Origin of the sequence: Actinoplanes sichuanensis, from assembly GCF_033097365.1 — a bacterium.
Taxonomy (GTDB): Bacteria; Actinomycetota; Actinomycetes; order Mycobacteriales; family Micromonosporaceae; genus Actinoplanes; species Actinoplanes sichuanensis.
In genome coordinates this window covers 8052613-8078000 of sequence record NZ_AP028461.1, presented here as the reverse complement: position 1 = coordinate 8078000, position 25388 = coordinate 8052613, and the positions used below count along the sequence as shown (strand labels likewise).

Genomic DNA, 25388 nt, shown 5'->3' with positions numbered 1-25388 from the left:
GTGGTGTCAAAGTTCTGCCATCGCCTCGGGGGGCGTGAGTTCGATGGCACAGTCCTGACACTGCTGGGGGATCGATTCAGGGCGGCTGGGCGGTCCCTGTTCGCCACCATCCCGACGATGCGGGGATCCACGGACCTCATGTACCTGCTCACCCGGGCCGAGCGGTTGATGTCACCGGCCTGCCAGTCGGCCCCGAACTGCGGGAACAACTCGAGCTCCTGATCGCCGTGCTCGATGGGAGCGTGGCCACCGTCTCAGTTCTGCAGCGCGGCAAAGCTCTCACCTGAGTCAACGATTCCGATCGACATGATGGGCTTCAAACTTCCGCAAACGTCGATACACAAGCGTCCCCTACCGTCCGGTGCATGAGAGCGATCATCGCCGCCGCGGCCGGTGCCACCCTGGCCGCCGGTCTGCTGGCGACACCGGCGCAGGCCGGTCATACGAAGAGCCGGATCGTCGAGGCACTGGACCGCGGCCTGGTCGCCGTGCCCGCTCAGAGCGGCGGTACCTTCCTGAGCTGGCGTCTGCTCGGCACCGAATACGGCGGCAACGTCGCGTTCAACGTCTACAAGGGCGCGACGAGGCTCAACCGGAAACCGATCGACGAGTCGACGAACTTCACCGACACCACCCCCGGCACCGGCGTCTACACCGTCCGGGCCGTCGTCAAGAACCGGGAGCAGGCCCCCAGCGGCCCGGCCATCACACCCGGTGACATCCCGCTGCTGCCCGCGCCGAACTACCACGTGCAGCACGCGTGGCCCGGCGACCTGGACGGCGACGGCCGCTACGAGATCGTCGTCTCCCGGCTGTCCTACGCCCTGGATCAGCCGAACTACCTGGAGGCGTACACCCTCGACGGGCGCAACCTGTGGCGGGTCGACCTGGGCGTCAACTCGTACGCCAGGGCCGGTGGCAACGCCGCGAACGACCCGCCGCTCGCCGCGATCAGCGGATACGGCGAGGTGGCCGGCTACCGCAACGACGACAACGTGACGGTGTACGACCTGGACGGTGACGGCCGGGCCGAGGTCCTCGTGAAGACCGCCAACGGTGTCACCTTCAGTAACGGTGCGGTGATCAGGTCGGCGGGTGCTCTCGACCAGTTCGTCTCGGTGATCGACGGCCGGACCGGTGTCGAGCGTGAGCGGGTGCCGGTGGCCGCCGACTTCGTGGCCGACGGACCGTCCGGTGGCCAGTACGGCGTCGCCTACCTGGACGGTGTGCACCCCAGCCTGATCACCAAGCAGGTGGTCCGGATCGGCGCCAAGCGAGGTGACTTCCGGGTCCTCTTCGCGGCCTGGGACTTCGACGGCCGCACGCTGACCCGGCGTTGGAAGTTCGTCCGCGGGGTCGACCAGGGCACCAGTTTCCACCAGCTGCGGATCATCGACGTCGACCAGGACGGCCGGGATGACATCGCGGACGGTAACTACGTCGTCAACAGCGACGGCACGTTCCGTTACGTCGTGGCGGGATCGGTGCACGGCGACCGGTTCCACATCGGAGACCTCGACCCGAAGCGCCCCGGCCTGGAGGGTTACGCGATCCAGCAGACCGAGGGCGGGATCTTCACGAACTTCCCCTGGTACTACTTCGACGCGGCCACCGGCGAGCGCCTGATCACCGGTTCGCACCCGGACGTCCCGCCGGACGCCACCCTCTGGGACATCCCGCGCGGTACCACCGCCGACATCGACCCGTCCCACGACGGCTACGAGTTCTGGGCCGCCACCGCGAACACCGACCTGCCCGGCGCCGGTGTGTGGAGCGTCGACGGCACGCAGATCTCGAAGACCACGCCGAGTGTCGACTTCCGCATCTGGTGGGACGGCGACAAGGGCTCCGAGCTGCTCGACAACACGTACGTCGAGAAGTGGAACCCGAAGAAGCAGACCACCTCGAAGATCTTCGAACCGTCCGGTGTGGTCTCGTCGTGGCGCAACGCGGTCCCGTTCTACGGAGACATCCTCGGCGACTGGCGCGAGGAGTACTTCGCCGAGACCGCCGACCACACCACGCTGCGGCTGTTCACCACGAACATCCCGACGAACGTCAAGCTCTACACCCTGGCGCACAACCCGGGCTACCGGCTGGGCTGGACGGTCCGCGGTTACCTGCAGTCCACGCTGACCGACTTCTACCTCGGATTCGGCAGCCGTCCGCCGGCCAAGCCGCGGATCACCACGGCCCGCAAGAGCACGTGGTCGGTCATCGCGGAGGACGACTTCGTGACCGATTCCGGCACGTGGTCGTCGGAACTCCAGAGCGGCGGCACGGTGGCGGCCGCCGGCGGGATCCTGGACATCGACGTACCGAACGGTGCGACGGTCTGGCTCAAGCAGGAGATCGAGGGGCCGTACGAGATCGAGTTCACCGCCACCCCGGTGAGCGCCGGCGGGCCGAACGATCACGTCACCGACCTGAACACGTTCTGGAACGCCCGGGACGTGCGTTCACCCGACGACATCTTCGCGACCACCCGCAACGGCGCCTTCGCCCAGTACGACTATCTGAAGACCTACTACGTCGGCCAGGGCGCGAACCTGAACACCACCACCAGGTTCCGCAAGTACGTCGGTGAACCGGGCAACCGCCCGTTGCTCTACGACTACACGTCCCCGCTGATCGAGGCGAACGTACCGATCAAGGTCCGGATCCAGGTGAACGGGCAGCAGATCCGCTACTACAGCGACGACCGGCTGGTCTTCGACCACACCGACGCCACCCCGTACGACAGCGGCTGGTTCGCCTTCCGCACGGTGGCCAGCCACTTCCACATCGAGGACTTCACGATCTGGCGGCCCCCGGCGGTCTGAAGCGCGCGACGAAACGCTTCTGCCAGGGAGTCTCCACCGCATGTCGGTGATAGTGCCGCCGGATCCAGGCCACCGCCTCGTCCGGCGGCACGCCGTCGAGCACGGCCAGGCAGGCCAGCGCGGTGCCGGTCCGGCCGACACCCCCGGTGCAGGCGATCTCGACCCGCTCGCCGTCCGCGCGGCGCAAGGCCTCCGTCAAGACCTCAGCGGTGTACGCCGGATCGCGCGGCAGCCAGAAGTCCGGCCACCGCACCCACCGGCTGTCCCACCCGAACTCCGGCGGTGCCGCGCCCTGCAGGTAGATGCCGAGGTGCGGCGGGTGCCCGGTCGGCATCGCGGCCCGCAGGCCCCGTCCGCGGATCAGCCGTCCGGACGGCAGCCGCAGGATTCCGGCGCCGTCCTCGTCCCACCCGCTCATGGAACGAATAGTGCCAGGCGGGCTATAGTCACCGCATGTTCTGCTTCAGCGTGCTCTCGGTGAGTGAGCGACGCCGGCGTCCTCACGGCCGCCGCTGAAGCCATGCCTTCCCTCCGGCGGGTCGACACCCGCCGGAGCCGGAGAAGGCACCGGTCCGACCCGTCCTGATCATCGACGGAGTCGACCATGAATCTCGAATCTCTTCTGCACGACCGGCTCGCCCCCGCCTTCGAAGCGGTCGCCGGCCATCCCGTCGATCCGGCGGTCCGGGCCTCGCCGCACGCCGACTTCCAGTCCGGGGCGGCGCTCGGACTGGCCCGGGAGCTGGGCCGGCCGCCCCGGGCGATCGCCGCCGAGGTGGCCGCCGCCGCCGACCTGGCCGGGATCGCCGAGGTCGAGGTGTCCGGCCCGGGCTTCCTCAATCTGACCCTGACCGGCGACCTGATCGACGGGGCGCTGCGGGCGGCGGCCGCCGACGAGCGGCTGGGTGTCGCCCCGGTCGCCGTACCGGAGCGGATCGTCGTCGACTACTCCGGCCCCAACGTGGCCAAGGAGATGCACGTCGGCCACCTGCGGTCGACGATCATCGGGGACGCCCTGGCCCGGACGTACGAATGGCTGGGTCACGACCTGATCCGGGTGAACCACCTGGGCGACTGGGGCACCCCGTTCGGCATGCTGGTCGAGCACCTGATCGACGCCGGTGGCGCGGGCGACCACTCGATCGGCGACCTGACCGCCTTCTATCAGGCGGCCCGGGTCAAGTTCGACACCGACGACGACTTCCGGACCCGGGCCCGGATGCGGGTGGTGGCGCTGCAGTCCGGCGACCCGCTGTCCCGGGAGCTGTGGCGGGAGCTGGTCGCCCGGTCCGAGCGGTACTTCCTGGACGTCTACGCCCGGCTCGGTGTCACCCTCGGCCCGGACGATTTCGCGGGGGAGAGCCGGTACCAGGAGGATCTCGAGGCGGTGGTGGCCGGACTGACCGAGAAGAACCTGCTGGTCGAGAGCGACGGCGCGCTCTGCGCGTTCCCGGCCGGGTTCACCGGACGGGACGGCGCCCCACTGCCGCTGATCGTGCGCAAGGCCGACGGCGGTTTCGGGTACGCCGCGACCGACCTGGCCGCGGTCCGGCACCGGGTCGGGAGACTCGGCGCGAACCGGATGCTCTATGTGGTCGGCAGCCCGCAGCGGATCCACTTCCAGATGGTCTTCGCGGTCGCGCGGGAGGCGGGCTGGCTGCCCGACGACGTGATCGCCGAGCACATCGGGTTCGGGTCGATCCTGGGCGCCGACGGCAAGATGCTGAAGACCCGGGCCGGTGACACGATCAAACTGGCCGAACTGCTCGACGAGGCGACCTCCCGGGCCAGCGAACCGGCGATCGGCATCGGCGCGATCAAGTACGCCGACCTGTCCGGCGACCGGATGGGCGACTACGTCTTCGACTGGGACCGGATGCTCGCCAGCACCGGAAACACCGGCCCCTACCTGCAGTACGCCTACGCCCGGATCCGGTCACTGTTCCGGAAGGCGGGTAGCGGCCCCGGCCCGGTGACGGTGACCGAGCCGGCCGAGCGGGCGCTGGCGCTGGCGCTGCTCGGTTTCGAACCGGCGGTCCGGGCCGCCGCGGCCGCGGCCGAACCGCACCGGCTCGCGGTTCACCTGCACGGACTGGCCGTGGCGTTCTCGGTCTTCTGGGAACGGTGCCCGGTGCTGCGGGCCGAGGGCGACGTGCGGGCGAGCCGGCTCGGGCTGGCCGATCTCACCGCGCGGACCCTCCACACCGGAATGTTTCTGCTGGGTATCGAGGCCCTCGACCAGATTTGACCGGCACGCAATCCAGGTCCATCGACCGATCCCCTTACCGGCCGTTAGGGTGCAGTGTTCGGCGCCCACGAGGCGCCACCTGACTTTGATGCTGAGAGGTCCGCAATGTCCAATCCCACAGGCGTTTCGCGGCGGAGCGTCCTCGCCGCGTCCGCGGCCGGCGTCGCCGCTCCGTTGATGGTCTCCGGGGCGGCGCAGGCTCACCAGGGTGGCGGCACCACCACGTACCGCCTGACCGTGCTGGGTACCTCAGACACCCACGGCAACGTCTACAACTGGGACTACTACCGGGACGCCGAGTACGACGACAGCGCCCACAACGACGTCGGCGTGGCCAAGCTGGCCGCGCTGGTGAACAAGCTGCGCGCCGAGGCGACCGGCCCGGTCCTGGTGCTGGACGCCGGTGACACGATCCAGGGCACCCCGCTGGCCACCTACTACGCCAAGCAGGAGCCGATCACCTCGACCGGTGAGAAGCACCCGATGGCGCGGGCCATGAACGTGCTGCACTACGACGCGGTGACGCTGGGCAACCACGAGTTCAACTACGGTCTGCCACTGCTGAACCTGTGGATCCGGCAGCTCGGGTTCCCGGCCCTCGCCGCCAACGCGATCAGTGTCAAGACCGGAAAGCCGGCGTTCACCCCGTACGTCATCAAGAAGGTCTCGCTCGGTCGGCACGCGCCGACGCTGCGCGTCGGCATCCTCGGTCTCACCAACCCGGGCTCGGCGATCTGGGACCGGGCGAACGTCGAGGGGAAGATCGAGTTCACCGACATGATCGCCACGGCGGCCAAGTGGGTGCCGATCATGCGGGCCCGCGGCGCCGACGTCGTGCTCATCTCCGCGCACGGCGGCGACAGCGGCACCAGCAGCTACGGCCCCGAGCTGCCCAACGAGAACCCCTCGGCGCTGATCGCCGAGCAGGTGCCCGGCATCGACGCGATCCTCTTCGGGCACGCGCACCGTGAGGTCGCGCAGCGGTTCGTGACCAACCTCCGGACGGGCGAGCAGGTGCTGCTCTCCGAGCCGTCCAAGTGGGGCCAGCGGCTCACCAAGATGGACTTCGACCTCACCCGGGTCAAGGGCTGCTGGAAGATCACGTCGAAGGCGGCCGCGTCGCTGAACACCAACACCGTCGAGGCCGACCCCAAGGTCCTCGCCGTGGTGAAGAAGCAGCACGACAAGACCGTGGCGTACGTCAACCAGGTCGTCGCCGCGTCGACGGTGGAGCTCTCCGCCGCGACCAGTCGGTACGAGGACACCCCGATCCTCGACTACATCAACAAGGTGCAGACCGACACGGTCACGGCGGCCCTGGCCGGTACGGAGTACGCGTCGCTGCCGGTGCTGTCGATCGCCGCGCCGTTCAGCCGGACCGCGGTGTTCCCGCAGGGCGATGTGAAGATCAAGGACGTCGCCGGGCTCTACATCTACGACAACACCCTGGAGGCGGTCGTGCTGACCGGCGCCGAGGTGAAGGCGTACCTGGAGTACTCCGCGAAGTACTTCCTCACCCACCCGGTCGGCGCCCCGGTGAACCCGGAGACGATCAGCGACCCCGCCGTGCCCGACTACAACTACGACGTGTTCTCCGGCATCGACTACGACATCGACATCAGCAAGCCGGTCGGCAGCCGGATCACCCGCTTCCAGATCGGCGGGGTGGAGGTGGCCGCCGACGCGCGGTTCGTGGTCGCGGTCAACAACTACCGGCGCTCCGGCGGCGGCAGCTTCCCGGGCATCGTGAAGACCCAGGTCTACAACGCCCAGCAGGAGATCCGTCAGCTCCTCATCGACTGGGCCCAGGCGAAGGGCGCCATCGACCCGGCCGACTTCTTCGTTGCGAACTGGCGGCTCGTACGCGAGGGTGTGCCGGTCTTTTGACCGTCCTTCCGGACAGCGGCGGCCGGCCCGGGTGACCGGGCCGGCCTGCTGTCACTCCTTCTCCCGCCAGTTGCCCTCGGTGTCGGCGTTCACGTACATGCCGTTGGTCTTGCCGGTGGACAGCTCGAAGGTGCACAGGTAGGTGCGTACCCCTTCGGCGTCCCGCTTGCTCTCCGACGTGCATTCGACCGCGGTGACCTGGCCGAACTTCTTGGTCACCCGGGCGTCCGAGACCAGCGCCGTCTGGAGCTGCTCGGTCAGCCCCGCCTCCTGGTGCCAGTGGTAGAGCGGAATCGCCGCGTTGAACACCGTCGCCGTCCAGAAGGCGCCACCGGCCACCAGCGTCACCACGAAGGCGATCCAGTACGGCCGCCGGCGCCGCCCGTAGCGACGTGCCTGGGACGCCCGCCGCAGCACCGAGATGATGCCGAGGGCGCTGAGCAGGAACGTCCAGACCACCACCGGCCGCCACGACGGCGCCTCCGGCCGGTTGAGGTCGTGCACCTCACCGGGGAACCGGACCAGCAGCTGGCCGTGCTTGTTCTCGGGAGATCCGTAGGCCGGCACGGTCCCGCCGTACAGCGGGGCGGTGTGCGGGGGAGGCGGCGGCTCCGGAACCGGCGGCCCGGCCCACGGGGGCGCGCTCGGGTAGTGGCCCGGCTCCGGTGGAGTCTGGACTGTCATCGTGGTGCGACCCTCTTCCCGTGACGGCCCGGCTGGTTCTCCGTGCCGCCGAGACCATCGGCATCAGGCCGACCGAGTTGAGGGTTCAGTTGCTTTTCAGGTGCCGAGGCCGACGCCGAGCACCGGCGGGATCACCGGGGTCGACGGATCCGGGTCGGGGGAGGGGCTCTCGCTGGTCTTGTCGGGTGTCGGCGACGCCGAGGACGGGCTCGGGGACGGCGAGGAGGCGCTCGGCTTCGGCGACGAACTGGCCGAGGCGCTGGCCGACGGCTTCTTGGTACGGCTCGTCGACGGCTTGACCACCTCGTCCTCCGACTCGACCGGAGACGGATCACCACTCGGCTCGTCGGACTCGACCGGGCCGCCGGGCACCTGCTGCGGCACCTCGTTCTTCGGGTTGTTCCCGGTGGAGGACGACGGGGTGTCGTCGTCCAGCGCGAAGGCCACCCCGAGACCGCCGGCCAGCACGAAGAGGCCGAGGATCACGAACATCAGGACGCGCTGGGTCGGCGACTGACCGGGCCGCGAGGACGGGTACGGCACCGGAGCGGCCACGCTGCGCTGGGCCGGGAGCGGCTGCCGGGGCGCCGCCGGGCTGATCGGCGCGGTCACGCCGGTCTCGCCCGGGTAACCGTAGGCCGGGTAGGCGCCACTGGGCTGACGGGCCGCCGGGTAGGCCCCGCTGCCGACCCGGGCCGGGCTGATCGGGGCGGTCATCGACGTGCCGGTCAGCCGTTTCCAGTCGATCGGCCCGGCCACCGCGAACGCCGCCTCGGCGAACTCGGCCGCACTCTGGAACCGGTCGGCCGGCTGCTTGGCCATCGCCCGGGCGATCAGCTCACGCACCTCGTAGGGCACGTGGTCGGGCAGCGGGTCCGGGTCGTCCTCCAGGTGACGCAGCGCCACCTGGAGCGCGTTGTCACCGTCGAACGGCGGCCGCCCGGCGATGCAGTGGTAGGCCACCGCGCCCAGCGCGTAGATGTCGGTGGCGGGCGTCAGGTTGCCCTTGGCGACCTGCTCCGGAGCCATGTAGAGGGCGGTGCCGACGATCGCGTTGAGACCTGTGACGCTGGTCATCGCGGTCGACCGGGCCACCCCGAAGTCGACCAGGATCACCGCGCCGGTCGGCTTCACGATCAGGTTGCCCGGCTTGACGTCGCGGTGGACGATCCCGTTCTCGTGGGCGGCGTGCAGTGCGTCGGCCGCCTGCGCCACGATCGCCATCGTCTCGGCGACCCCGATCGGGCCCTCCTTGACCCGGCTGGAGAGCGGGTTGCCCTCCACGAACGCCATCACCAGATAGGCGACCTTCTCCGGGCCCTCGTAGTCGCCGTCGCTCGCGTAGTCGTAGACCTCGACCACACCCGGGTGCCGGAAGGCGGCCATCATCCGGGCCTCGCCGTAGAAGCGGGCGGCGAACTCCGGGTCCTCCAGCATCGCCGTCCGCAGCACCTTCACCGCGACGGTCCGGCCGAGCACCACATCGGTGCCTCGCCAGACGTCACCCATGCCGCCGGTGGCGACCCGGTCGTCCAACCGGTAGCGGTTGTCCAGGAGGCTTCCTGCACTGAGCACCAGCGGACCTTATCTGTGCGGGGATCGGGGAGCTGTAGGAGTTCAAGCCGAATGCCGCTCAACTGTACAGAGCCGGGGCTCGACATGGGAGAGCAGCAAGGGCCTGCGACGATGCCCCCGAACGGTCAGTGGTCGTCGTACGTGGGGGTGACCACGACTGCCGTCTCGGCCAGCTCGATCTCCTCGTTCTCGGCCCGACGCTCGATCGCCGCCCGGGCCGTGCTCGCCGCCGCCCAGCCGAGCGCCGCGCCGAGCAGGCCGACCCCGGCGATCAGCAGCCACGGGCGGGACGGACGGCGTCCGGCCAGCGCGTCGGCGGCCGCGGCGGCGCGGGTCACGGCCTCGTCGGTGACCGATGTCACTCGGTCGCCGGCTCGGGACGCCAGCCGCCGGCTCTTGCGCCCGGCCCTACCGGCACTGTCCCCGGCCGTGGCCCAGGCGCTGGAGAGGTGCTCCCAGGCCTCTTCGGCGGTCCGTTCGGCCCGGTTCTTCTTCGCGAACATCGTCCGTCACCTCCAGCGCACGGTCATTCAGGGATGTTTCCCGTCTATGGTGCCCACAAACGTCCGGTGTGGACGCCATCACGGTTCGAAAACGATTTGACGGCCCGCAGTAGTGTTGACGAGGTTCACACGGGCCACTCAGGTGACTAACAGGTTCGGCGCCTAACCTTTCGGGCAGTTTCACCGAACCTTTCGGGGGTAACTCCTCGCCGCCCTACCGGGGCCGGCGTCGTGGTCGCCCGCGTATAGAAGGAACAGCACCCGGATCTGCCGGGTGGGTGGAGGGAAGACGTGACGCTGTCGATAACGACGTCGACGCTGGCCGACGGCGCGGTGGAGGTGTCGCCGCGAGGCGAGATCGATGTCGAGAACGCGTACGAGATCCGTGAAGCAGTGGCAGCCCAGCTGTCCGCCGGATCACCCGCACGGATCGAGCTGAACATGCGGCACGTGACCTTCATCGACTCGGTGGGCATCAGTGCCCTGGTCGCGGCGTTCCAGCTGGCCGGCGTCAGTGACGTCAAGCTGGTCGTGACCCGTCCGAGCCGGTTCGCGCACCGCCAGCTCTGGGTCACCGGCCTACTCGGCCTCTTCGGCAATCCACAGCCGTTCGACGAGGAGACGGTCACCGCCTGACCTCGTCTCAGTAGGCCGGGCTCTGCACCAGCACGCCCTCGACGTTGATCCGGATGTTCTGGTCCTCATGGGGCGCCCGGATCGGCGTGACGACGGCGAAATTCTCCGCGAGCGCGGCCAGGTCAGTGCCGGGGTCGAGATTCTCCTCGGCGGCCTGCACCGCCGTCCGGACGTAACCGTCGCCCGCTTCGGCGATGCTCATCTGCACCTGGCCGAACCGGGCCAGGGACGCCTGCCGCAGTCCGCGGATGCCGTCCACGTGCAGGTCGGGGACGTTGAGGTTGTAGACGGTCCCGGGGGGCGTGTGCATCAGTGACGGCAGCAGCTTGATCGCCATCTCGGCGCCGCTGATCCAGTGGTGCTGCTCATCGTCGATCTTGTCGAGGGCGGCGATGGCGGCACCGCCGCTGGACGCGCTGGCCGCCGCCGGGGTCAGCACGTCCAGGGAGACCGCGAGCCCGTGCAGGCCGGCGTGCGCCGCGGTGAGGCAGGCGCCCACGGTGCCGGAGTGCACCACCGCGGCTCCGGCGTTGGCGCCCCGGTTGATGCCGGAGAGCACCAGGTCCGGGGCGGGCCCGAAGGCGTCGCGCAGCGCCAGCAGGACGATGTAGGCGGGCGAGGCGGCCACCCCGTACGCCGGGATGTTCTTGCAGCCGGCCAGTTCCCGGGCCTCCGAGACGATCTTGCCGTCCTGGACGACCGCGGTCATCGAGGCGCTGGCACCACTCGACTCACTCAGCGGCGCCGCCACCACGACCTCGTATCCCGCGTGCGCGGCGGTACGGGCCAGGGTGCGGATGCCCGGGGACTCGATGCCGTCGTCGTTGGTGATCAGGATTCGCATTCGCGGGCGATCGCCCGTGGAGGGGGTCATGATGCCTACGCCTTCTCGATCGGGGTCAGCCGGACCCTCTCGGTGAGGACCCGGACGGCGTCGACGTGCCCGGTGCCCAGCCCGTGGCGGGTGACGTTGAGCGCGCCCGCCGCGGCGCCGGTGCGGACCGCCTCGTCCATCCGGCCGCCGTTGGCCAGGGTGGCCGCGACTCCGGCGGTCATCGAGTCGCCCGCACCACGATGCTCGGCCGGGGTGAGCCGGGGCAGCGCGACCGTAAAGATCTCTTCGTTGAAGAGCGCCAGCGCGCCCATGTCGGCCCGAGAGACCAGCACCGTCTCGGCACCCGCCTCGTGCAGCTGGACCAGCGCCTTGGTCAGGGCTCCGGTGCTGCCGTCCGGGGCCATCCCGTCGGCGATCAGCTCCTCATGGCTGATCTTGAGCACCGAGATCCCGGCTTCCAGCACCGCGGCCAGGTGGCGACTGCACAGGTCGGCGATGACCTGACAGCCGTTGGAGCGCAGATCGGCGGCGAGGCGGCCGTACACCTCGGGCTTGATCACCGAGGGATGGGCCGGCCCGCTGAGGATCGCGATGCCGGCGCGTAGGCCCTCGGCCAGGGTCAGGTTGTAGAGCTCGTCGAGCTCGTGTCGGGAGAGCGGGCTCCCGGGTCGCTCGGCGATCTCCTGGCGGCTGCCACCGCGGCGATCGTGCACATACCAGCCGCTGCCGTGCTCCCGCCGGACCAGCCGGAGCGTCACGCCCGGCAGTTCGCCGAGCAGCGGAGCCAGCACTCGCCCCACCTCGCCGCCGGCGGCGGTGCAGAGCGTCACCTGCGCTCCCAGCACGGTGATCATCCGCGTCTGCCAGATGCCCTGTCCGCCCGGGTGGACGTGCAGTTCCGGCTCGTCGTGGTGTTGCTCGATGGTCACCGTCAGCTGTGGGGCCGGCGCGAAGACCATGACACGCCCGTCACTCATGTCTCGCATTGTTATCTTTTTGCGCATCCGGCGTGGCGGTTCGCAAAAAGTACAGATGCCGTGTGTATGGCATGACCCGATCGTCCCCTGAAGCCAGGGATGATCGCCATTGCCTCTACCGGTTGTGTGTGACTTCGCGTGCAATGAGAATCTTGATGACCCGTTCTGCATAGGAAAGGAAGTTTCGTGCTTCGCCGTACCCTTGCGAACGTTCTCTGCCTCACCGCCCTGGCGGTGACCGTGTCCGCCGTGCCCGCCGCGGCGTCCCCGGCCACCCCGCCACCGACCACCCTCACCCTGCCGAACGGCTTCCAGCCGGAGGGCATCGCGATCGGCGACAAGCCGTACGCCTACTTCGGCTCCCGCGTCGACGGCGACATCTACCGCGTGGACCTGCGCACCGGCGTGGGCGCCACGTTCGCCGAGGGCCCGGGCACCCCCTCGCTCGGCCTCAAGATCGACGACGGCCGGCTCTTCGTGGCCGGCGGTTCGGGCGGCGACGCCCGGGTGATCGACCTGCGCACCGGCGCCGTCCTGCGGAGCTACCAGCTGCGGCCGGCCGCGGACGGTCCGTTCATCAACGACGTGATCGTCACCGACGACGCCGCCTGGTTCACCGACTCACGCAGCCTGACCCTGTTCAAGCTGCCGTTCGGCCGGCACGGGAAGCTGCCCGCGGAAGCCGTCGCGGTGCCGCTCACCGGCGACATCGTGTTGCAGACCGGCAACAACGCCAACGGCATCAGCACCACGCCGGACGGCCGCGGCCTGATCATCGTCCAGTCGAACACCGGATTCCTGTTCCGGGTCTCGACCTCCGGAGTCACCTCACGGATCGACGTGGGCGACACGTTGCTCACCAACGGCGACGGCCTGTGGCTGCGCGGCCGCAGTCTCTACGTCGTGCAGAACCGGCTCAACCAGATCGCCGAGATCCAGCTGAACCGGTCCGGGACGGCCGGGACGCTCGAGTCCGTCACCACGGACCCGAGCTTCGACGTGCCGACCACCATCGCCGAGTACCGCAAGCGCTTCTACCTGCCGAACGCCCGCTTCACCACTCCGCCGACACCGGAGACCACGTACAACGCGGTCGCCGTGCCGATTCCCTAGTCGTCGGGCAGCCAGTCGGGGTTCGTGCCCACCGTGGTCAGCCGCTGCGTCGCACGCGACAGCGCCACGTACAGGGTGCGGACCCCGGCCGGGTCGGTCGCGATCTGCGACGGCTCGACCAGCACCACCGAGTCGTACTCCATGCCCTTGGCCTCCAGTGCGGTCACCACCTGCACCCGCTCCGGCAGCCCGGCCACCCAGCCCGCCACCTCGTCGCGCCGCGGCACCGGCATGATCACGCCGATCGTCCCGTCCACCTCGGCGAGTTGCTTCTCGGCCAGCTCACGGACCGCTTCCGGCAGACCGGGGACGCCGGAGACGACGTCGGCCGGCGCGACGCCGGTGCTGCGCACCGCTGAGGGCAACGGCAGATCGGGCATGATGGTACGGATGACCCGAGCCGCCACCTCGAAGATCTCCGACGAGTTCCGGTAGTTCGTGGTTAGCGCGTAACTGTTGCGCTTGCGGCTGCCCAGTGCCCGGTCCCGCGCCCGGTCCAGCTCGGCCGGGTCACCCGACCACGCGGTCTGCGCCGGGTCGCCGACGATCGTCCACGAGGCGTAGGAGCCACGCCGCCCGATCATCCGCCACTGCATCGGCGACACGTCCTGTGACTCGTCCACGACGACGTGCGCGTACTCCCGGTAGTCCTCCTCCCGCTGCACCTGCTGGGCGCGGGCCGCGGCCTGCCGGTCGGCGTAGGTGCTGACCTCCTGGATCCCGTCGCGCACGTGGAACGGGTTCTTCGTCTTGCGCTGCGGTTGGCGGGGACGGCCCATGATCTCGTCCAGCTCGTCCAGCAGCGCCACGTCGGCGATCGTCGGCCCGTGCTCGGCGAGGGCGTCGAACGAGCCCTGCAACGTGGCTATCTCGTCGCGAGACAGCACCCCGTTCGCATACGCCCGGAGCCGGCGCGGGTCGGCCAGCCAGCGCAGCACCCGCATCGGGGTGAACCGCGGCCACCAGGCCTTGAGGAACTCCCGGAAGTCGGTGCGATCGGCCAGCTCCGACTCGAACTCGCGTTTCTCCGGTAGCCGTACCTTCGCGTCCCTCGCCTGTGCCCACAACGCGTCGAAGACGCGGTCGAAACCGTGCCCACGGACCTCGTTGCGCCGCGCCCCGCGCTGAAGCGCCGACCGCCGGATCCGGTCCAGGTCGTTCGCGTCCAGCCGCAGCAGCGTGCCCCGGTAGAGCAGCTTCAGCTCGGTGGGTCCGCCCGGCACCGCGTCGTGCGAGGCCCGCTCCAGCACCCGGCGCATCCGCAGCGAGCCCTTGATCGAGGCCACGTCGCCCGGGTCGACCCGGGTCGCGTCCCAGCCGGGCACCAGCGAGCCCAGCGACCGCAGCGTGGCGGTCTCCTCGCCGAGCGACGGCAGGACCGTCGCGATGTAGTCCACGAAGACGCCGGACGGGCCGACCACCAGGATGCCGCCGCCGGCGAACCGGCTGCGGTCGGAGTAGAGCAGGTACGCCGCGCGGTGCAGGGCCACCGCGGTCTTGCCGGTGCCCGGGCCGCCGGTGACGATCGTCACGCCGGAGGCGGGGGAGCGGATCGCGTCGTCCTGCTCGCGCTGGATGGTCGCCACGATGTCGCGCATCCCGCGGCCGGTCGCCTTGGCCAGGCTGGCCAGCAGGGCGCCGTCGCCGACCACCCGCATGCCGTCCGGCGCCGAATCCGGGTCGAGCAGGTCGTCCTCGATGCCGGTGACCCGCTCCCGGGCCGACTGGATCATCCGGCGGCGGACCACGCCGAGCGGATCGGCCGGGGTGGCCCGGTAGAACGCCGCCGCAGCGGGCGCCCGCCAGTCCACGACCAGCGGTTTCGCGTTGTCGTCGCGGATGCCCATCCGGCCGACGTAGTGGGTGGCCCCGGTCTTCAGGTCGAGCCGGCCGAAGACCAGGCCCTCGTGCTCGGCATCCAGGGCGTGCCGGCGGCGGGCCTGATGGAAGACCATCGCATCCCGCTCCACGAGCGCCCCGAACGTGCCGACGCCGGCGAGCTGATAGCCCTCCTTCTCGGCCCGTGAAGCGTCCCGGCGCAGCTCCGTGAGACGGGTGTAGACCCGGTCCACGTGCTCCTGCTCGACCGCGATCTCCTGCTCCAGGACGGTGGTGTCGCTCAAGTCCGCTGTTCTCCCTCTCGTGGCGCACCACCACACGCGCGGACGCGCTCGCGCGAAGGGGGCAATCGAACTTACTCCTGCCCGTGCGCCCGCGTCGAACGAGCCCGGCGGTCACGCAGAAGTTCGAACTTCCCAGGATCGTCGCCGAATCACTGCGAGGTGTGCATTTCCCCGGAAAACGAGTCACGCGGCCTTACGGCAGTGGGGCTGTCCGATGGTCGGCTTGACCGGCCGGCGGTCCTTCTTAGCCTGCCGGGCCGCCCGGCGCACCAGGGTGACCAGGGCCGCCGACACCTCGGCCGGCCGCTCCAGCGGCAACATGTGCCCGGCGCCCGGCACCACCGTCAGCTCGGCCCCGGGCAGTGCCGCGGCGATCGACTCGGCGCAGGCGGGCGGGGTCAGCCGGTCCCGGGAGCCGACCAGCACGGCGGCCGGCAGGTCCAGCCCGGCCAGGGTGTCCAGGCGCAGCTGGGCGCCGATCGACTCGCGGAAGCCACCGATCGAGCGCAGCGGGGCCCGGCCCAGCCCGCCCATGGTGAGTGTCATCGCCTCGTCGGCGCACTCGTCGCCGAAGAGCAGCCAGCGCAGCGCGGGACGCAGGGCGGGCAGCATCACTCGGTGCGGGCGCCAGGCCCCGGACCGGGCGAGTAGGCCCGCGCCCAGGGTCTCGCCGGCCCGCATCAGGGCCGCCAGTTGGTCGGGCAGGCCGTACCGGGTGTGGGTGTGGCCCTCGGCCGTGGTCGAGACCAGCAGCAGGCCCTTCACCCGATCGGTGAATTCCGCCGGGTGGCGGTGGGCGTACTCCATGATCGTCATGCCGCCCATCGAGTGGCCGGCCAGCACCACCGGACCGGCCGGGGCATAGCGGCGGATCACCTCGGCCATGTCGTCGCCGAGCTGGGCCAGCGTGGCCGAGCGCAGATGGGTGGCGCTGGACCGGCCGTGACCCCGGGTGTCGTATGCGATCACCCGCGGCGCCTTGTGCCCCATCTCGCCGAGCGCGGCGATCTGCTGCCGCCAGGTACGCCGGTCCTGGCACCACCCATGGGAGAGCACCACGGTGACCGGCGCGTCGGTGGGGCCGGTCACGGAGACGTGCAGCCGTACGCCGTCGGCGAGAGTGAACATGGGTACCTCCGTGATGGTCACGGTCCCCGCAGTACCCGCGGGTAATAAGCATCACTCGTGATCCGGAGTATTACCAGCATGTTTCGGTGGGACTTTCGCCTCTACCGGCAGCGCGACGACGGGACAGTGAGTTACCTCGCAAACACTTCACCCTGCGGCCGGGCCGACGAAAATCCCTAACATGACGGCAACTCGTGACGCCCAGGTCAGCACGTCCTCCGCAGCCATGAGCGAACTCATCGCCGGCAACAAGCGTTTCGTCTACGGACGTCCCCGCTACGGCCACGACGTGGCACGTGCCGCCGCCACCGCCAACGGGCAGAAGCCGCACTCGCTGGTGCTCGGCTGCATCGACTCCCGGGTGCCGTTGGAGGCGATCTTCGACCAGACGTTCGGTTCGATCTGCGTGGCCCGCTCCGGCGCGCACGTGCTCGACCGCTCGCTGATCGGGTCGATCAACTTCGCGGTCGCCGAGCTGGGCGTCTCGCTCGTGCTCGTGGTCGGCCACAAGCGCTGCGGGGCGGTGCACGCCACGGTCGAGGCGCTGCGGTCCGGCGTCACCCCCGGCAGTGACGTGGGCCACGTCGGCTACCTGGTCGACGAGCTGGCGCCGGCGGTGCAGGCGGTCGGCCTGGAGGGCGAGGACACCGACGAGAAGGCGGTCCGCGAGCACGTGAGCCGGACCGTCGACCGGCTCCGGGACGTGCCCGAGCTGGCCGCGGAGATCGCCGCCGGCCGGGTCAAGGTGGCCGGGGCCGTCTACGACCTGGACAGCGGCTGGGTCGAGTTCCTGCCTTGATCCACTGATCATGCAAAAAAGCGCCTCCCGGCCGAAACCGGGAGGCGCTTTCGCGTTACGGGTGACTCAGCCCTCGAACACGCCGGCGTCGACGAGACGCTTCTCGGTGGCGGCCCAGCCGTGGTCCGGGTGCTTCTCGTGCAGGTTGACCAGCTCGGCGCGGATCTTGGCGCCGTGACCGGCACCGGTCAGCACGCGGATCTCCTCGACGAAGGCGTCCGAGTCGGTCTTGAGGTGCGCGGTCTTGCCGTTGGTCAGGTTACGCACGTAAGCGAAGCGGCCGTCGGCGAGCGGGATCACGTACTTGTACTCCCCGAGCACGCTGAGGGCGCCACCGCTGCCCTGGCCGGCGCGGACTGATGCGCGGGCGGTCTTTGAAGTGTTGCTCGCCACGGCGGTACTCCTTGAAGGAAAGCTTGGGGCAGAAAGAAAAAGGCCGTGGCAACTCTACACGACGGCCCCTCGACCATACCGTCAGAGCAGGTAAGGCCGTTGAGCAGGGTGTGCCACTACGGCCGCTCCCATAGTCGATGTTGCGGATTCTCTGGCGCACCATCCGTACCAACCGGCATCATGGGACACGATCAACCGCGGTCGAGGTCGTAGGGGAAGACGCACCTCGGTCTCCGGGAGGTCACCGTGCCAACGTGTGGCGTCGTATACGTCCACTCGACCCCACTCGCCGTGTGCCAGCATGTCGAGTGGGCGATCGCGCGCGTCTTGACCGCGCCGGTCAACCTGCAATGGACCGTGCAACCGGTCGATCCGAGCATGCGCCGAGCCGAGTGCAGCTGGACCGGTCGGGCCGGCACTGGCGCCGAGCTGGCTGCTGCCCTACGACAGTGGCCCATGATCCGATTCGAGGTAACCGAGGAACCCAGCCCAGGGGTCGACGGAGAACGGTTCATGCACGTTCCCGGTCGAGGGCTGTTCCACGGGGTCATGGGCGCTTCGGGCGACATCCAGATCGGTGAGGACCGGCTGCGCGCCATCATGTCCTCGGTCCGAGCGCCCGAGGCGCTGTCGCATGCGCTGGAGAAGGCGCTCGGCACCGCCTGGGACGTGGAGCTGGAGCCGTACCGGTACGCCGGCGACGGTGCCCCGGTGACCCTGCTCACCCGGGTCGGCTGACACGCCGCACTGGGTTCCCGCCGGGCTCGCCCGGGTCGGCTGACCACGCCCCTCGGCTATGGGGCGATTCCCCCTGAAGCATGCCCAAAACGCGGTGGGGCGGCGAAGTGGCGACGTTTGCCGTGAACTGGTTCGATGGCGATCGTGAGAAATCTGGCGCGTGCTCTGGTCGTACCCCTGCTGCTGGGTCTGGGGGCGTGCGGCGACGAGCCGGAACCCGCGGCAGCCCCGCCGGCCACCACCGCGCCGCGTCCCGTCTCGCCGGCGCCGGAGAGCGCCTCGGCGGGCCCGCAGGGTGACCCCGCCGCCCGGGCCGCCGAGATCGTGGCCCGGCTCAGCGACGAGGATCTGGCCGGCCAGGTGCTGATGCCGTATGCCTACGGCAGTTCGGCCACCGACGTCGATCCCGACAACGCCCGTGCCAACCAGGGCCTCGGCGGGGTGAACACGCCGGCCGAGCTGATCACCAAGTACCGGCTCGGCGGCCTGATCCTGGTCGGGTTCACCGTCGACGATCCGACCAGCAAGACCAACCCCACCACCAACGTGGAGAACCCGAAGCAGGTCCGCGCTCTCACCGCCGGCCTGCAGGACGCCGCGTTGAAGCTGCCCGCCTCGGCGCCGCTGATGATCGGCATGGACCAGGAGTACGGCACGGTGACCCGGGTCACCGACGGTGTGACGATCCTCCCGGCCGCGATGGCGTTCGGCGCCGCCGGCCGGCCCGAGCTCACCGAAGCGGCCTGGCGGGCGGCCGGCCAGGAGATCGCCGCGATGGGCGTCACCGTCGACTTCGCGCCGGTCGCCGACACCCTCAACACCACGGGCGGCGGAGTGATCGGCTCCCGCTCGTTCGGCAGCGACCCGAAAGCCAACGCCACCCAGGTCGCCGCGGCCGTCCGCGGCCTGCAGTCGTCGGGGGTCGCCGCCGCCCTCAAGCACTTCCCGGGGCACGGCCACACCACCGCCGACAGCCACGACGAACTGCCGCTGATCGGCCAGGACCGCAAACGCTGGGAGCAGCAGGACCTGCCACCGTTCAGCGCCGGCATCACCGCGGGCGCCGGGGTGGTCATGTCCGGCCACCTCAACCTGCAGTCGGTCGACAAGGGTGTGGCCGCCACCTTCTCCCGCAAGATCATGACCGACGAGCTGCGCGGCCGGCTCAAGTTCACCGGCGTCGCCGTCACCGACGCCATGAACATGGCCCCCGCCAAGAAGTGGCCCGCAGGCGAAGCCGCCGTCCGCGCCCTCAACGCCGGCAACGACATGCTGCTCATGCCTCCGGACATCGGCGGCGCCCGCGACGGCATCCTGGCCGGCCTCAAGGACGGCAGCCTCAAACGCGAACGCCTCACCGAGGCCGTCACCCGCATCCTCACCCTCAAGTTCCGTACCGCGCAGACCCCACAGCCGGAACTCTCCGTGATCGGCTCTCCCGCCAATCAGCAGGCTGTCACCGCCCTCGACGCCGCCGCCGTGACCGTCCTCCGCGGCCCGTGCGCCGGTCCGCTCGCCAACGGCCCGGTCTCGGTCACCGCGCCCGCCAACCGGGAGGTCGCCCGGGTCGCCCTGGTCAAGGCCCTCCAGGAGGCGGGAGTTCAGGTACAGAGCTCGGGCGGCTCGGTCATCCGCCTGGTCGGCTACGGAGACGAGCGGGTCGACCTCGACGACGCGGCCGCCGTCACGGTGATGATGGACTCACCGGGCCTCCTCGCCCAGGCGGCGACACCGACCCTGGTCGCCACCTACTCGTCCAGCAAACTGTCACTCACCGCGTTGGCGGCCGTCATCGCGGGCAAGGCGAAAGCACCCGGCCGGTCACCCATCGCGGTCGGCAAGCTGCCCCGGAGCGCTTGCGCGAAATGACCACGGGGGTACGGCCGACCCGCCCTACTTTCGGTTGATCTCGCGCGCGAGCATCCGCGTGGTCGTGCGGGAGGGGATCCGAGTGCGGCTGGAGCCGGGTTTCGGTGACCGGCGGATACCGCCCGGCGGGCGCGTTTCGGCCGGGAGTGGTCGGCGTGTCGCGTGGTGGTTCGGGGCGGTCGACGTTCGGCGGGCGCTGTGGCCGTACCGGATGAAGTGCTTATATCGGAATGTTCGTGTGATTTCCGCGGCCCGCGGGGGTGGCGGCGAGGATTTCGGCGATGCGGCGGCGGGTGTCTTCCGGCCGGATGATCTCGTCGACCAGGCCGAGGTCGACGGCTCGGGACGCGCTGGTCAGGTCGAGTTCTTCGGCGAGCAGGCGGGCCCGTAGCGGTTCGCGTTCGGCGGGTGGGGTGGCGGCGAGGGTCCGGCGATGGCGGAGGTCCACCGCGGTGTTCGGGCCGGTGACCGCGATCGTCGTGGACGGCCAGGCCAGCACCGCGGTGGCGCCGAGGGAGCGGGAGTTCATCGCCAGGTAGGCGCCGCCGTAGACGCGCCGGGTGATCACCGTGACGCGGGGCACCACTGCTTCCGCGAAGGCGTGCAGCAGTTTGGCGCCCTGATGCGTCGCGTCGTCGGGTCCGGGGCCGGGCAGGAGTCCGGGGGAGTCGGCCAGGACGAGCAGCGGGACGCCGAGGGCATCGCACATTCTGACGAAACGGGCGGCCTTCTCGGCGCCGGCCGGGTTGAGGCAACCACCGAGCCGCGCGGGGTTGCTCGCCACGACACCGACCGTCCGGCCGGCGAGGCGGCCGAGGGTGGTGATCATGTTCGTGGCCCGGTCGGCGTGGAGTTCCGTGCCGGGATCGTCGAGAACGGCCCGGACCAGCGGGCGTACGTCGTAGGTGGATTCGGTTCCGCCCGGCACGAGGGTGTGCAGCGGCACGCCGGTGGTGCCGCCGGGAGTGGCGTCGTCGGGGGAGACCCGGCCCTGGCTACCCAGGAGCAGCGCGATCCGGCGGGCCTCGACGAGAGCCTGATCGGAGTCCGGCGCGACGACGGCCGGGGACGACCCGGGCGACCGGACGGCGATGACCACGTCGGTGAGCGGCGGGACGTAGGCCGCGGCGCCGCCGACCGGCCCGAGAAGGACCGAGATCTGCGGCACCCGGCCGGAGGCGCGGACCACCGCGGCGAACACCTGGCCGGCGGCGTCCAGGGCGGACATCCCGTCGGCGAGCGGCGGTCCGGCATCCGACCAGAGCCCGATCACCGGAACCCGTTCGCGGACCGCGGTGTCGACGGCCGTGACGATGTTCCGCGCATCGGGAGCGCCGCCCGAACCGGCGAAGGCGATGACCGGGGCGCCGTCGACACGGCCGCGGGCCGCGAGACCGGTGGTGAGCAGCCGCGTGGTGCCGCGGTCGAGGAGGGCCCTGAGCCGCTCCTCGGGGTCGTGGTGCCCGACCGAGGTCGGATCGACACCCGAGGAGGATCGGCTCACGGCAGGGGGATCAGGCGCGGGTGAAGACGAGGGCCACGTTGTGGCCGCCGAAGCCGAACGAGTTGTTCATCGCCGCCTGGATGTCGGCGGTCCGCGCCTTGTGGGCCGCCACCTCCAGGTCGAGGCGCTCGTCGGGGTCGTCGAGGTTGATGGTCGGAGGGATGATGCCGTCCCGGAGGGCCAGGATCGCGGCGATCGACTCGAGCGCGCCCGCCGCGCCGAGCAGATGGCCGGTCATCGACTTGGTCGAGGTCAGGATCGGGTGGCTGCCGATAGCGGCCCGGATCCCCTTGATCTCACCCATGTCGCCGACCGGGGTCGAGGTGGCGTGGGCGTTCACGTGGTGGATGTCGGTGCCGGTCAGGCCGGCGTCCTCGATAGCCATCCGCATGGCGCGGATGCCACCGCGGCACTCCGGATCGGGCTGGACGATGTCGTATCCGTCCGAGGTGATGCCCGCACCGGCGAGACGCGCGTAGACCCGGGCGCCGCGGGCGGCCGCGTGGTCGGCCCGCTCCAGGATCAGCGCGCCGGCGCCCTCACCGAGGACGAAACCGTCCCGGTTCTTGTCCCACGGGCGGGAGGCGCGTTCCGGTTCGTCGTTGCGGGTCGACATGGCCCGCATCGAGGCGAAGCCGGCGACCGGCAGGGGGTGGATGACCGCTTCGGTGCTGCCGGCCACGACCACGTCGGCCCGGCCGAGCCGGATCAGGTCGAGACCGAGCGCGACCGCCTCGGCGCCGGTGGCACAGGCGCTGGCCATCGCTCGTACCCCGGCCTTGGCCTGGAGTTCGAGACCGATGTACGCGGCCGGACCGTTCGGCATGAGCATCGGCACGGTGTGCGGGCTGACCCGCCGCGGGCCGGACTGCTCGAGGATGTCGTCCTGGTCGAGGAGGGTGATCGCGCCCCCTATGCCGCTGCCGAAGCTGACGGCGAGACGCTCCTGGTCGACTCCCGCGTCGGCGAGGCCGGAGTCGGCCCACGCCTCCTTGGCCGCGATCACGGCCATGGCCTCGGAACGGTCCATCCGGCGCAGCCGGACCCGCTCGATGACCTCGGAGGGGTCGACGGCGAGCTGCGCGGCGATCCGGACCGGGAGGGAACCGGCCCACTCCTGGGTGAGGTGACCCACCCCGGAGCGGCCGGCGAGCATGGCGTCCCAGGTGGACGCGACGTCCCCGCCCAGCGGGGTCGTCGCGCCGAGCCCGGTGACGACGACGTCTACGTTGCTCATGTCAGTGGTTCGCCTCGATGTAGTTGACGGCGTCGCCGACGGTCTTGAGGTTCTGCACCTCGTTGTCCGGGATCTTGACGCCGAACTTCTCCTCGGCAGCCACCACGACCTCGACCATCGACAGCGAGTCGACGTCCAGGTCGTCGGTGAAGGACTTCTCCTCGGCGACGTCGTCCGGGTTCACCCCGGCGACCTCCTCGAGGATCTCGGCGAGGCCGGAGGTGATCTCTGTGCGAGTTGCCATGGTGGGAATCTTTCCTCTCGATGAATGGTGCTGGCGTCGGTCGGGTGTCCTGCCCGTTACGGGCAGCGGACGACCTGACCGGCGTAGGTGAGGCCACCGCCGAAGCCGAAGAGCAGCACGGGCGCCCCGGAGGGCAGCTCGCCGCGCTCGATCAGCTTGGACAGGGCCAGCGGGACGCTCGCGGCGGACGTGTTGCCCGACTCGACGAGGTCCTTGGCGACGATCGCGTCCGGGCTCAGGCCGAGCCGCTTGACGATGCCGTCGATGATCCGGGTGTTGGCCTGGTGCGGGACGAAGGCGGCCAGCTCGGACGGAGCGATCCCGGCCTTCTCGCAGACCTCGATCGCGAACGGCGCGAGGGCGGTGGTGGCCCAGCGGAAGACCGCCTGGCCGTTCTGCTTGATGTAGGGCTGCCAGCCGGCGATCTTCAGGGCTTCGCCCTTCTCCGGTGTGGAACCCCAGACGACGGGGCCGATCCCGGCGGGTTCACCGTCCGGCACCGCGGAGAGGACCGCGGCTCCGGCACCGTCGCCGAAGAGCACGGCTGTCGTACGGTCGGACCAGTCGGTGATGTCGGAAAGCTTCTCCGCGCCGATGACCAGGGCGTTGCGGGAGGCCCCGGCCCGGATCGCGTGGTCGCCGGTGGCGAGCGCGTAGGAGAACCCGGAACAGGCCGTGTTGACGTCGAACGCGCCCGGGGCGTTGATGCCGAGCCGGTCGGCGACCCGGGTCGCCACGTTGGGGCAGCGGTCGATCGCCGAGCAGGTCGCGACGATGACGAGGTCGATGTCGGCGGCGGTGAGCCCGGAGGCGGCCAGTGCCTTCTCGGCCGCGAAGGTGGCCATGTCGGCGACCGACTCGCCGTCCGCGACGCGCCGCTCGGCGATGCCGACCCGGTCCCGGATCCACGTGTCGTTGGTGTCCAACGTGCTGGCCAGGTCGTCGTTCGTGATCACCCGCGACGGCTGGTAGTGGCCCATCGCGAGGATGCGGGAACCCGCGGTCATCGTCTGTCTCCTTCGGTGCGGGCGATCAGGTCGAGGGCGGCCGGCAGGTCGTCCGGGGTGTTGAGCGTGACGATCTCGGGGGCGCCGTCGCCCTTGAGCTCTCGCTTGACCAGGCCGGCGAGGGTGCCGGCGGGCGGAAGTTCGATGACGCCGGTGACGCCGAGCTCCTTCAGGGTCCGCATGCACAGGTCCCAGCGGACCGGGGCGGTCACCTGGCGGACCAGGCGACGCAGCATCTCGGGGCCGGTCGTGACGGCGGTGCCGTCCAGGTTCGACAGCAGGGTGCGCGCCGGGTCGTGCACGGTGACGCCCTCGGCGACGGCGGCCAGCGCGGTCTCGGCGGGCGCCATGAACGGGGTGTGGAAGGCGCCGGCCACGGCCAGCGCGATCACCCGGGCCTTGGTCGGCGGCGCGGCCGCGAACTCGGCGAGGGCGGGCAGTGCGCCGGCGGCGACGATCTGGCCGGCACCGTTGCGGTTGGCGGGGAACAGCCCGTGCTTCTCGATGGTGGCGACCACCTCGTCCGGGTCGCCACCGAGGACCGCGCTCATGCCGGTCGGCTCGAGGGCGCAGGCGGCGGCCATCTCCCGGCCGCGGACACCGGCCAGGGTGATCGCGTCGGCCGGGCTGAGCACACCGGCGAGAGCGGTGGCGCCCAGCTCACCCACGCTGTGCCCGGCGATCACGGCGACCCGCTCCAGTGGCAGCTGCTCACCGGCCAGCAGGGCGGCGGCGACCAGCAGCGGCTGGGTCCGGGCGGTGTCCTTGATCTCCTCGGCGTCGGCGCGGGTCCCGAGGTGCAGCAGGTCGACGCCGGCGAGGGCGGACCACTCGGTCAGACGGGCCTCGGCGCCGGGGAGGTCGAGCCAGGGGGTGAGGAAGCCGGGCTTCTGGGAACCCTGGCCGGGCGAGAGTACGGCGAGCACGTCCTCGACTCTTCCGGATGCAACGCCTTTCCGGGGTAGCCAGGCGCGACCAAACCCTACGACCAGCGTTGTAGGGTTCCTACAAAACAGAGGTATTCTTGGGTCACTTCAACCACATTTATACCTCCCACGAACGTGTC

Annotated in this window: 22 protein-coding genes; 8 read left to right on the top strand and 14 right to left on the bottom strand. The window is 70.4% G+C overall.

The window, feature by feature from the left end; genetic code table 11:
* Positions 1 to 365: 365 nt before the first annotated feature.
* Complete coding sequence (locus tag Q0Z83_RS36975; protein ID WP_317787934.1) at positions 366 to 2822, top strand: rhamnogalacturonan lyase family protein; 2457 nt, start codon at positions 366 to 368, stop codon at positions 2820 to 2822.
* Here Q0Z83_RS36975 and Q0Z83_RS36970 read toward each other — a convergent pair.
* Positions 2794 to 3240, bottom strand: a complete 447-nt coding sequence (locus Q0Z83_RS36970) for a protein-tyrosine phosphatase family protein (protein WP_317787933.1) — start codon at positions 3238 to 3240, stop codon at positions 2794 to 2796. The genes Q0Z83_RS36975 and Q0Z83_RS36970 overlap by 29 nt on opposite strands.
* 186 nt (positions 3241 to 3426) lie before the next feature.
* On the opposite strand from Q0Z83_RS36970, the gene argS reads away from it, so the two are divergent.
* Complete coding sequence (gene argS / locus Q0Z83_RS36965; RefSeq protein WP_317787931.1) at positions 3427 to 5070, top strand: arginine--tRNA ligase; 1644 nt, start codon at positions 3427 to 3429, stop codon at positions 5068 to 5070.
* 105 nt (positions 5071 to 5175) lie between these two features.
* Complete coding sequence (locus Q0Z83_RS36960) at positions 5176 to 6957, top strand: bifunctional metallophosphatase/5'-nucleotidase (RefSeq protein WP_317787929.1); 1782 nt, start codon at positions 5176 to 5178, stop codon at positions 6955 to 6957.
* A 51-nt stretch (positions 6958 to 7008) separates the two neighbouring features.
* On the opposite strand, the gene Q0Z83_RS36955 is transcribed toward Q0Z83_RS36960, so the two are convergent.
* The 3 genes from Q0Z83_RS36955 to Q0Z83_RS36945 form a co-directional block, all read right to left on the bottom strand.
* A complete protein-coding gene (locus tag Q0Z83_RS36955) occupies positions 7009 to 7641 on the bottom strand; it encodes a hypothetical protein (RefSeq protein WP_317787928.1) in 633 nt (210 codons plus the stop codon).
* A gap of 96 nt (positions 7642 to 7737) precedes the next feature.
* A complete protein-coding gene (locus Q0Z83_RS36950; RefSeq protein WP_317787927.1) occupies positions 7738 to 9216 on the bottom strand; it encodes a serine/threonine-protein kinase in 1479 nt (492 codons plus the stop codon).
* Positions 9217 to 9341: 125 nt separating this feature from the next.
* Positions 9342 to 9719, bottom strand: a complete 378-nt coding sequence (locus Q0Z83_RS36945; RefSeq protein WP_317787926.1) for a hypothetical protein — start codon at positions 9717 to 9719, stop codon at positions 9342 to 9344.
* Positions 9720 to 10010: 291 nt separating this feature from the next.
* Between Q0Z83_RS36945 and Q0Z83_RS36940 the strand changes: the two genes are divergently transcribed.
* Complete coding sequence (locus Q0Z83_RS36940; protein ID WP_317787924.1) at positions 10011 to 10355, top strand: STAS domain-containing protein; 345 nt, start codon at positions 10011 to 10013, stop codon at positions 10353 to 10355.
* A 7-nt stretch (positions 10356 to 10362) separates the two neighbouring features.
* Here Q0Z83_RS36940 and surE read toward each other — a convergent pair whose 3' ends face one another.
* Both surE and Q0Z83_RS36930 read right to left on the bottom strand, forming a co-directional pair.
* Positions 10363 to 11199 (bottom strand): 5'/3'-nucleotidase SurE, encoded by an 837-nt coding sequence (gene surE, locus Q0Z83_RS36935; protein WP_317787923.1) that lies wholly within the window; start codon positions 11197 to 11199, stop codon positions 10363 to 10365.
* Between the two features lie 35 nt (positions 11200 to 11234).
* On the bottom strand, positions 11235 to 12176 hold the full coding sequence (locus Q0Z83_RS36930; protein ID WP_317787922.1) for a PfkB family carbohydrate kinase: 942 nt from the start codon (positions 12174 to 12176) through the stop codon (positions 11235 to 11237).
* Between the two features lie 177 nt (positions 12177 to 12353).
* Between Q0Z83_RS36930 and Q0Z83_RS36925 the strand changes: the two genes are divergently transcribed.
* Positions 12354 to 13280, top strand: coding sequence for an SMP-30/gluconolactonase/LRE family protein (locus tag Q0Z83_RS36925; RefSeq protein ID WP_317787921.1), 927 nt, complete (start codon positions 12354 to 12356; stop codon positions 13278 to 13280).
* Here the strand turns inward: Q0Z83_RS36925 and Q0Z83_RS36920 are convergent.
* Complete coding sequence (locus tag Q0Z83_RS36920) at positions 13277 to 15403, bottom strand: HelD family protein (protein ID WP_317787920.1); 2127 nt, start codon at positions 15401 to 15403, stop codon at positions 13277 to 13279. The two genes, Q0Z83_RS36925 and Q0Z83_RS36920, sit on opposite strands and share 4 nt — an antisense overlap.
* Before the next feature lie 183 nt (positions 15404 to 15586).
* Positions 15587 to 16531: an alpha/beta fold hydrolase gene (locus tag Q0Z83_RS36915; RefSeq protein ID WP_317787919.1), complete on the bottom strand. Its 945-nt coding sequence runs from the start codon at positions 16529 to 16531 to the stop codon at positions 15587 to 15589.
* A gap of 181 nt (positions 16532 to 16712) precedes the next feature.
* On the opposite strand from Q0Z83_RS36915, the gene Q0Z83_RS36910 reads away from it, so the two are divergent.
* Positions 16713 to 17330 (top strand): carbonic anhydrase, encoded by a 618-nt coding sequence (locus Q0Z83_RS36910; protein WP_317787917.1) that lies wholly within the window; start codon positions 16713 to 16715, stop codon positions 17328 to 17330.
* Positions 17331 to 17396: 66 nt separating this feature from the next.
* Here the strand turns inward: Q0Z83_RS36910 and Q0Z83_RS36905 are convergent, their stop codons facing one another.
* Positions 17397 to 17723, bottom strand: coding sequence for a hypothetical protein (locus Q0Z83_RS36905; RefSeq protein ID WP_317787916.1), 327 nt, complete (start codon positions 17721 to 17723; stop codon positions 17397 to 17399).
* A gap of 246 nt (positions 17724 to 17969) precedes the next feature.
* Here Q0Z83_RS36905 and Q0Z83_RS36900 point away from each other — a divergent pair, with 246 nt between their 5' ends.
* Together Q0Z83_RS36900 and Q0Z83_RS36895 are read left to right on the top strand one after the other, a co-directional pair.
* The gene (locus tag Q0Z83_RS36900; RefSeq protein WP_093611019.1) at positions 17970 to 18461 is read left to right on the top strand and encodes a DUF3145 domain-containing protein; all 492 of its coding nucleotides are present in this window, start codon (positions 17970 to 17972) and stop codon (positions 18459 to 18461) included.
* Between the two features lie 135 nt (positions 18462 to 18596).
* On the top strand, positions 18597 to 20330 hold the full coding sequence (locus Q0Z83_RS36895) for a glycoside hydrolase family 3 protein (protein WP_317787914.1): 1734 nt from the start codon (positions 18597 to 18599) through the stop codon (positions 20328 to 20330).
* A gap of 220 nt (positions 20331 to 20550) precedes the next feature.
* Here Q0Z83_RS36895 and Q0Z83_RS36890 read toward each other — a convergent pair whose 3' ends face one another.
* The 5 genes from Q0Z83_RS36890 to Q0Z83_RS36870 all read right to left on the bottom strand — a co-directional run bounded on the left by Q0Z83_RS36890 (position 20551) and on the right by Q0Z83_RS36870 (position 25248).
* On the bottom strand, positions 20551 to 21738 hold the full coding sequence (locus tag Q0Z83_RS36890) for a carboxyl transferase domain-containing protein (RefSeq protein WP_449701868.1): 1188 nt from the start codon (positions 21736 to 21738) through the stop codon (positions 20551 to 20553).
* 106 nt (positions 21739 to 21844) lie between these two features.
* Positions 21845 to 23071: a beta-ketoacyl-ACP synthase II gene (fabF, locus tag Q0Z83_RS36885; RefSeq protein WP_317787912.1), complete on the bottom strand. Its 1227-nt coding sequence runs from the start codon at positions 23069 to 23071 to the stop codon at positions 21845 to 21847.
* A gap of 1 nt (position 23072) precedes the next feature.
* A complete protein-coding gene (locus Q0Z83_RS36880) occupies positions 23073 to 23315 on the bottom strand; it encodes an acyl carrier protein (RefSeq protein ID WP_109591874.1) in 243 nt (80 codons plus the stop codon).
* A 56-nt stretch (positions 23316 to 23371) separates the two neighbouring features.
* A complete protein-coding gene (locus Q0Z83_RS36875) occupies positions 23372 to 24322 on the bottom strand; it encodes a beta-ketoacyl-ACP synthase III (protein ID WP_317787910.1) in 951 nt (316 codons plus the stop codon).
* Positions 24319 to 25248: an ACP S-malonyltransferase gene (locus Q0Z83_RS36870; protein ID WP_317787909.1), complete on the bottom strand. Its 930-nt coding sequence runs from the start codon at positions 25246 to 25248 to the stop codon at positions 24319 to 24321. The genes Q0Z83_RS36875 and Q0Z83_RS36870 overlap by 4 nt, the downstream gene beginning before the upstream one ends.
* Positions 25249 to 25388: the final 140 nt, after the last annotated feature.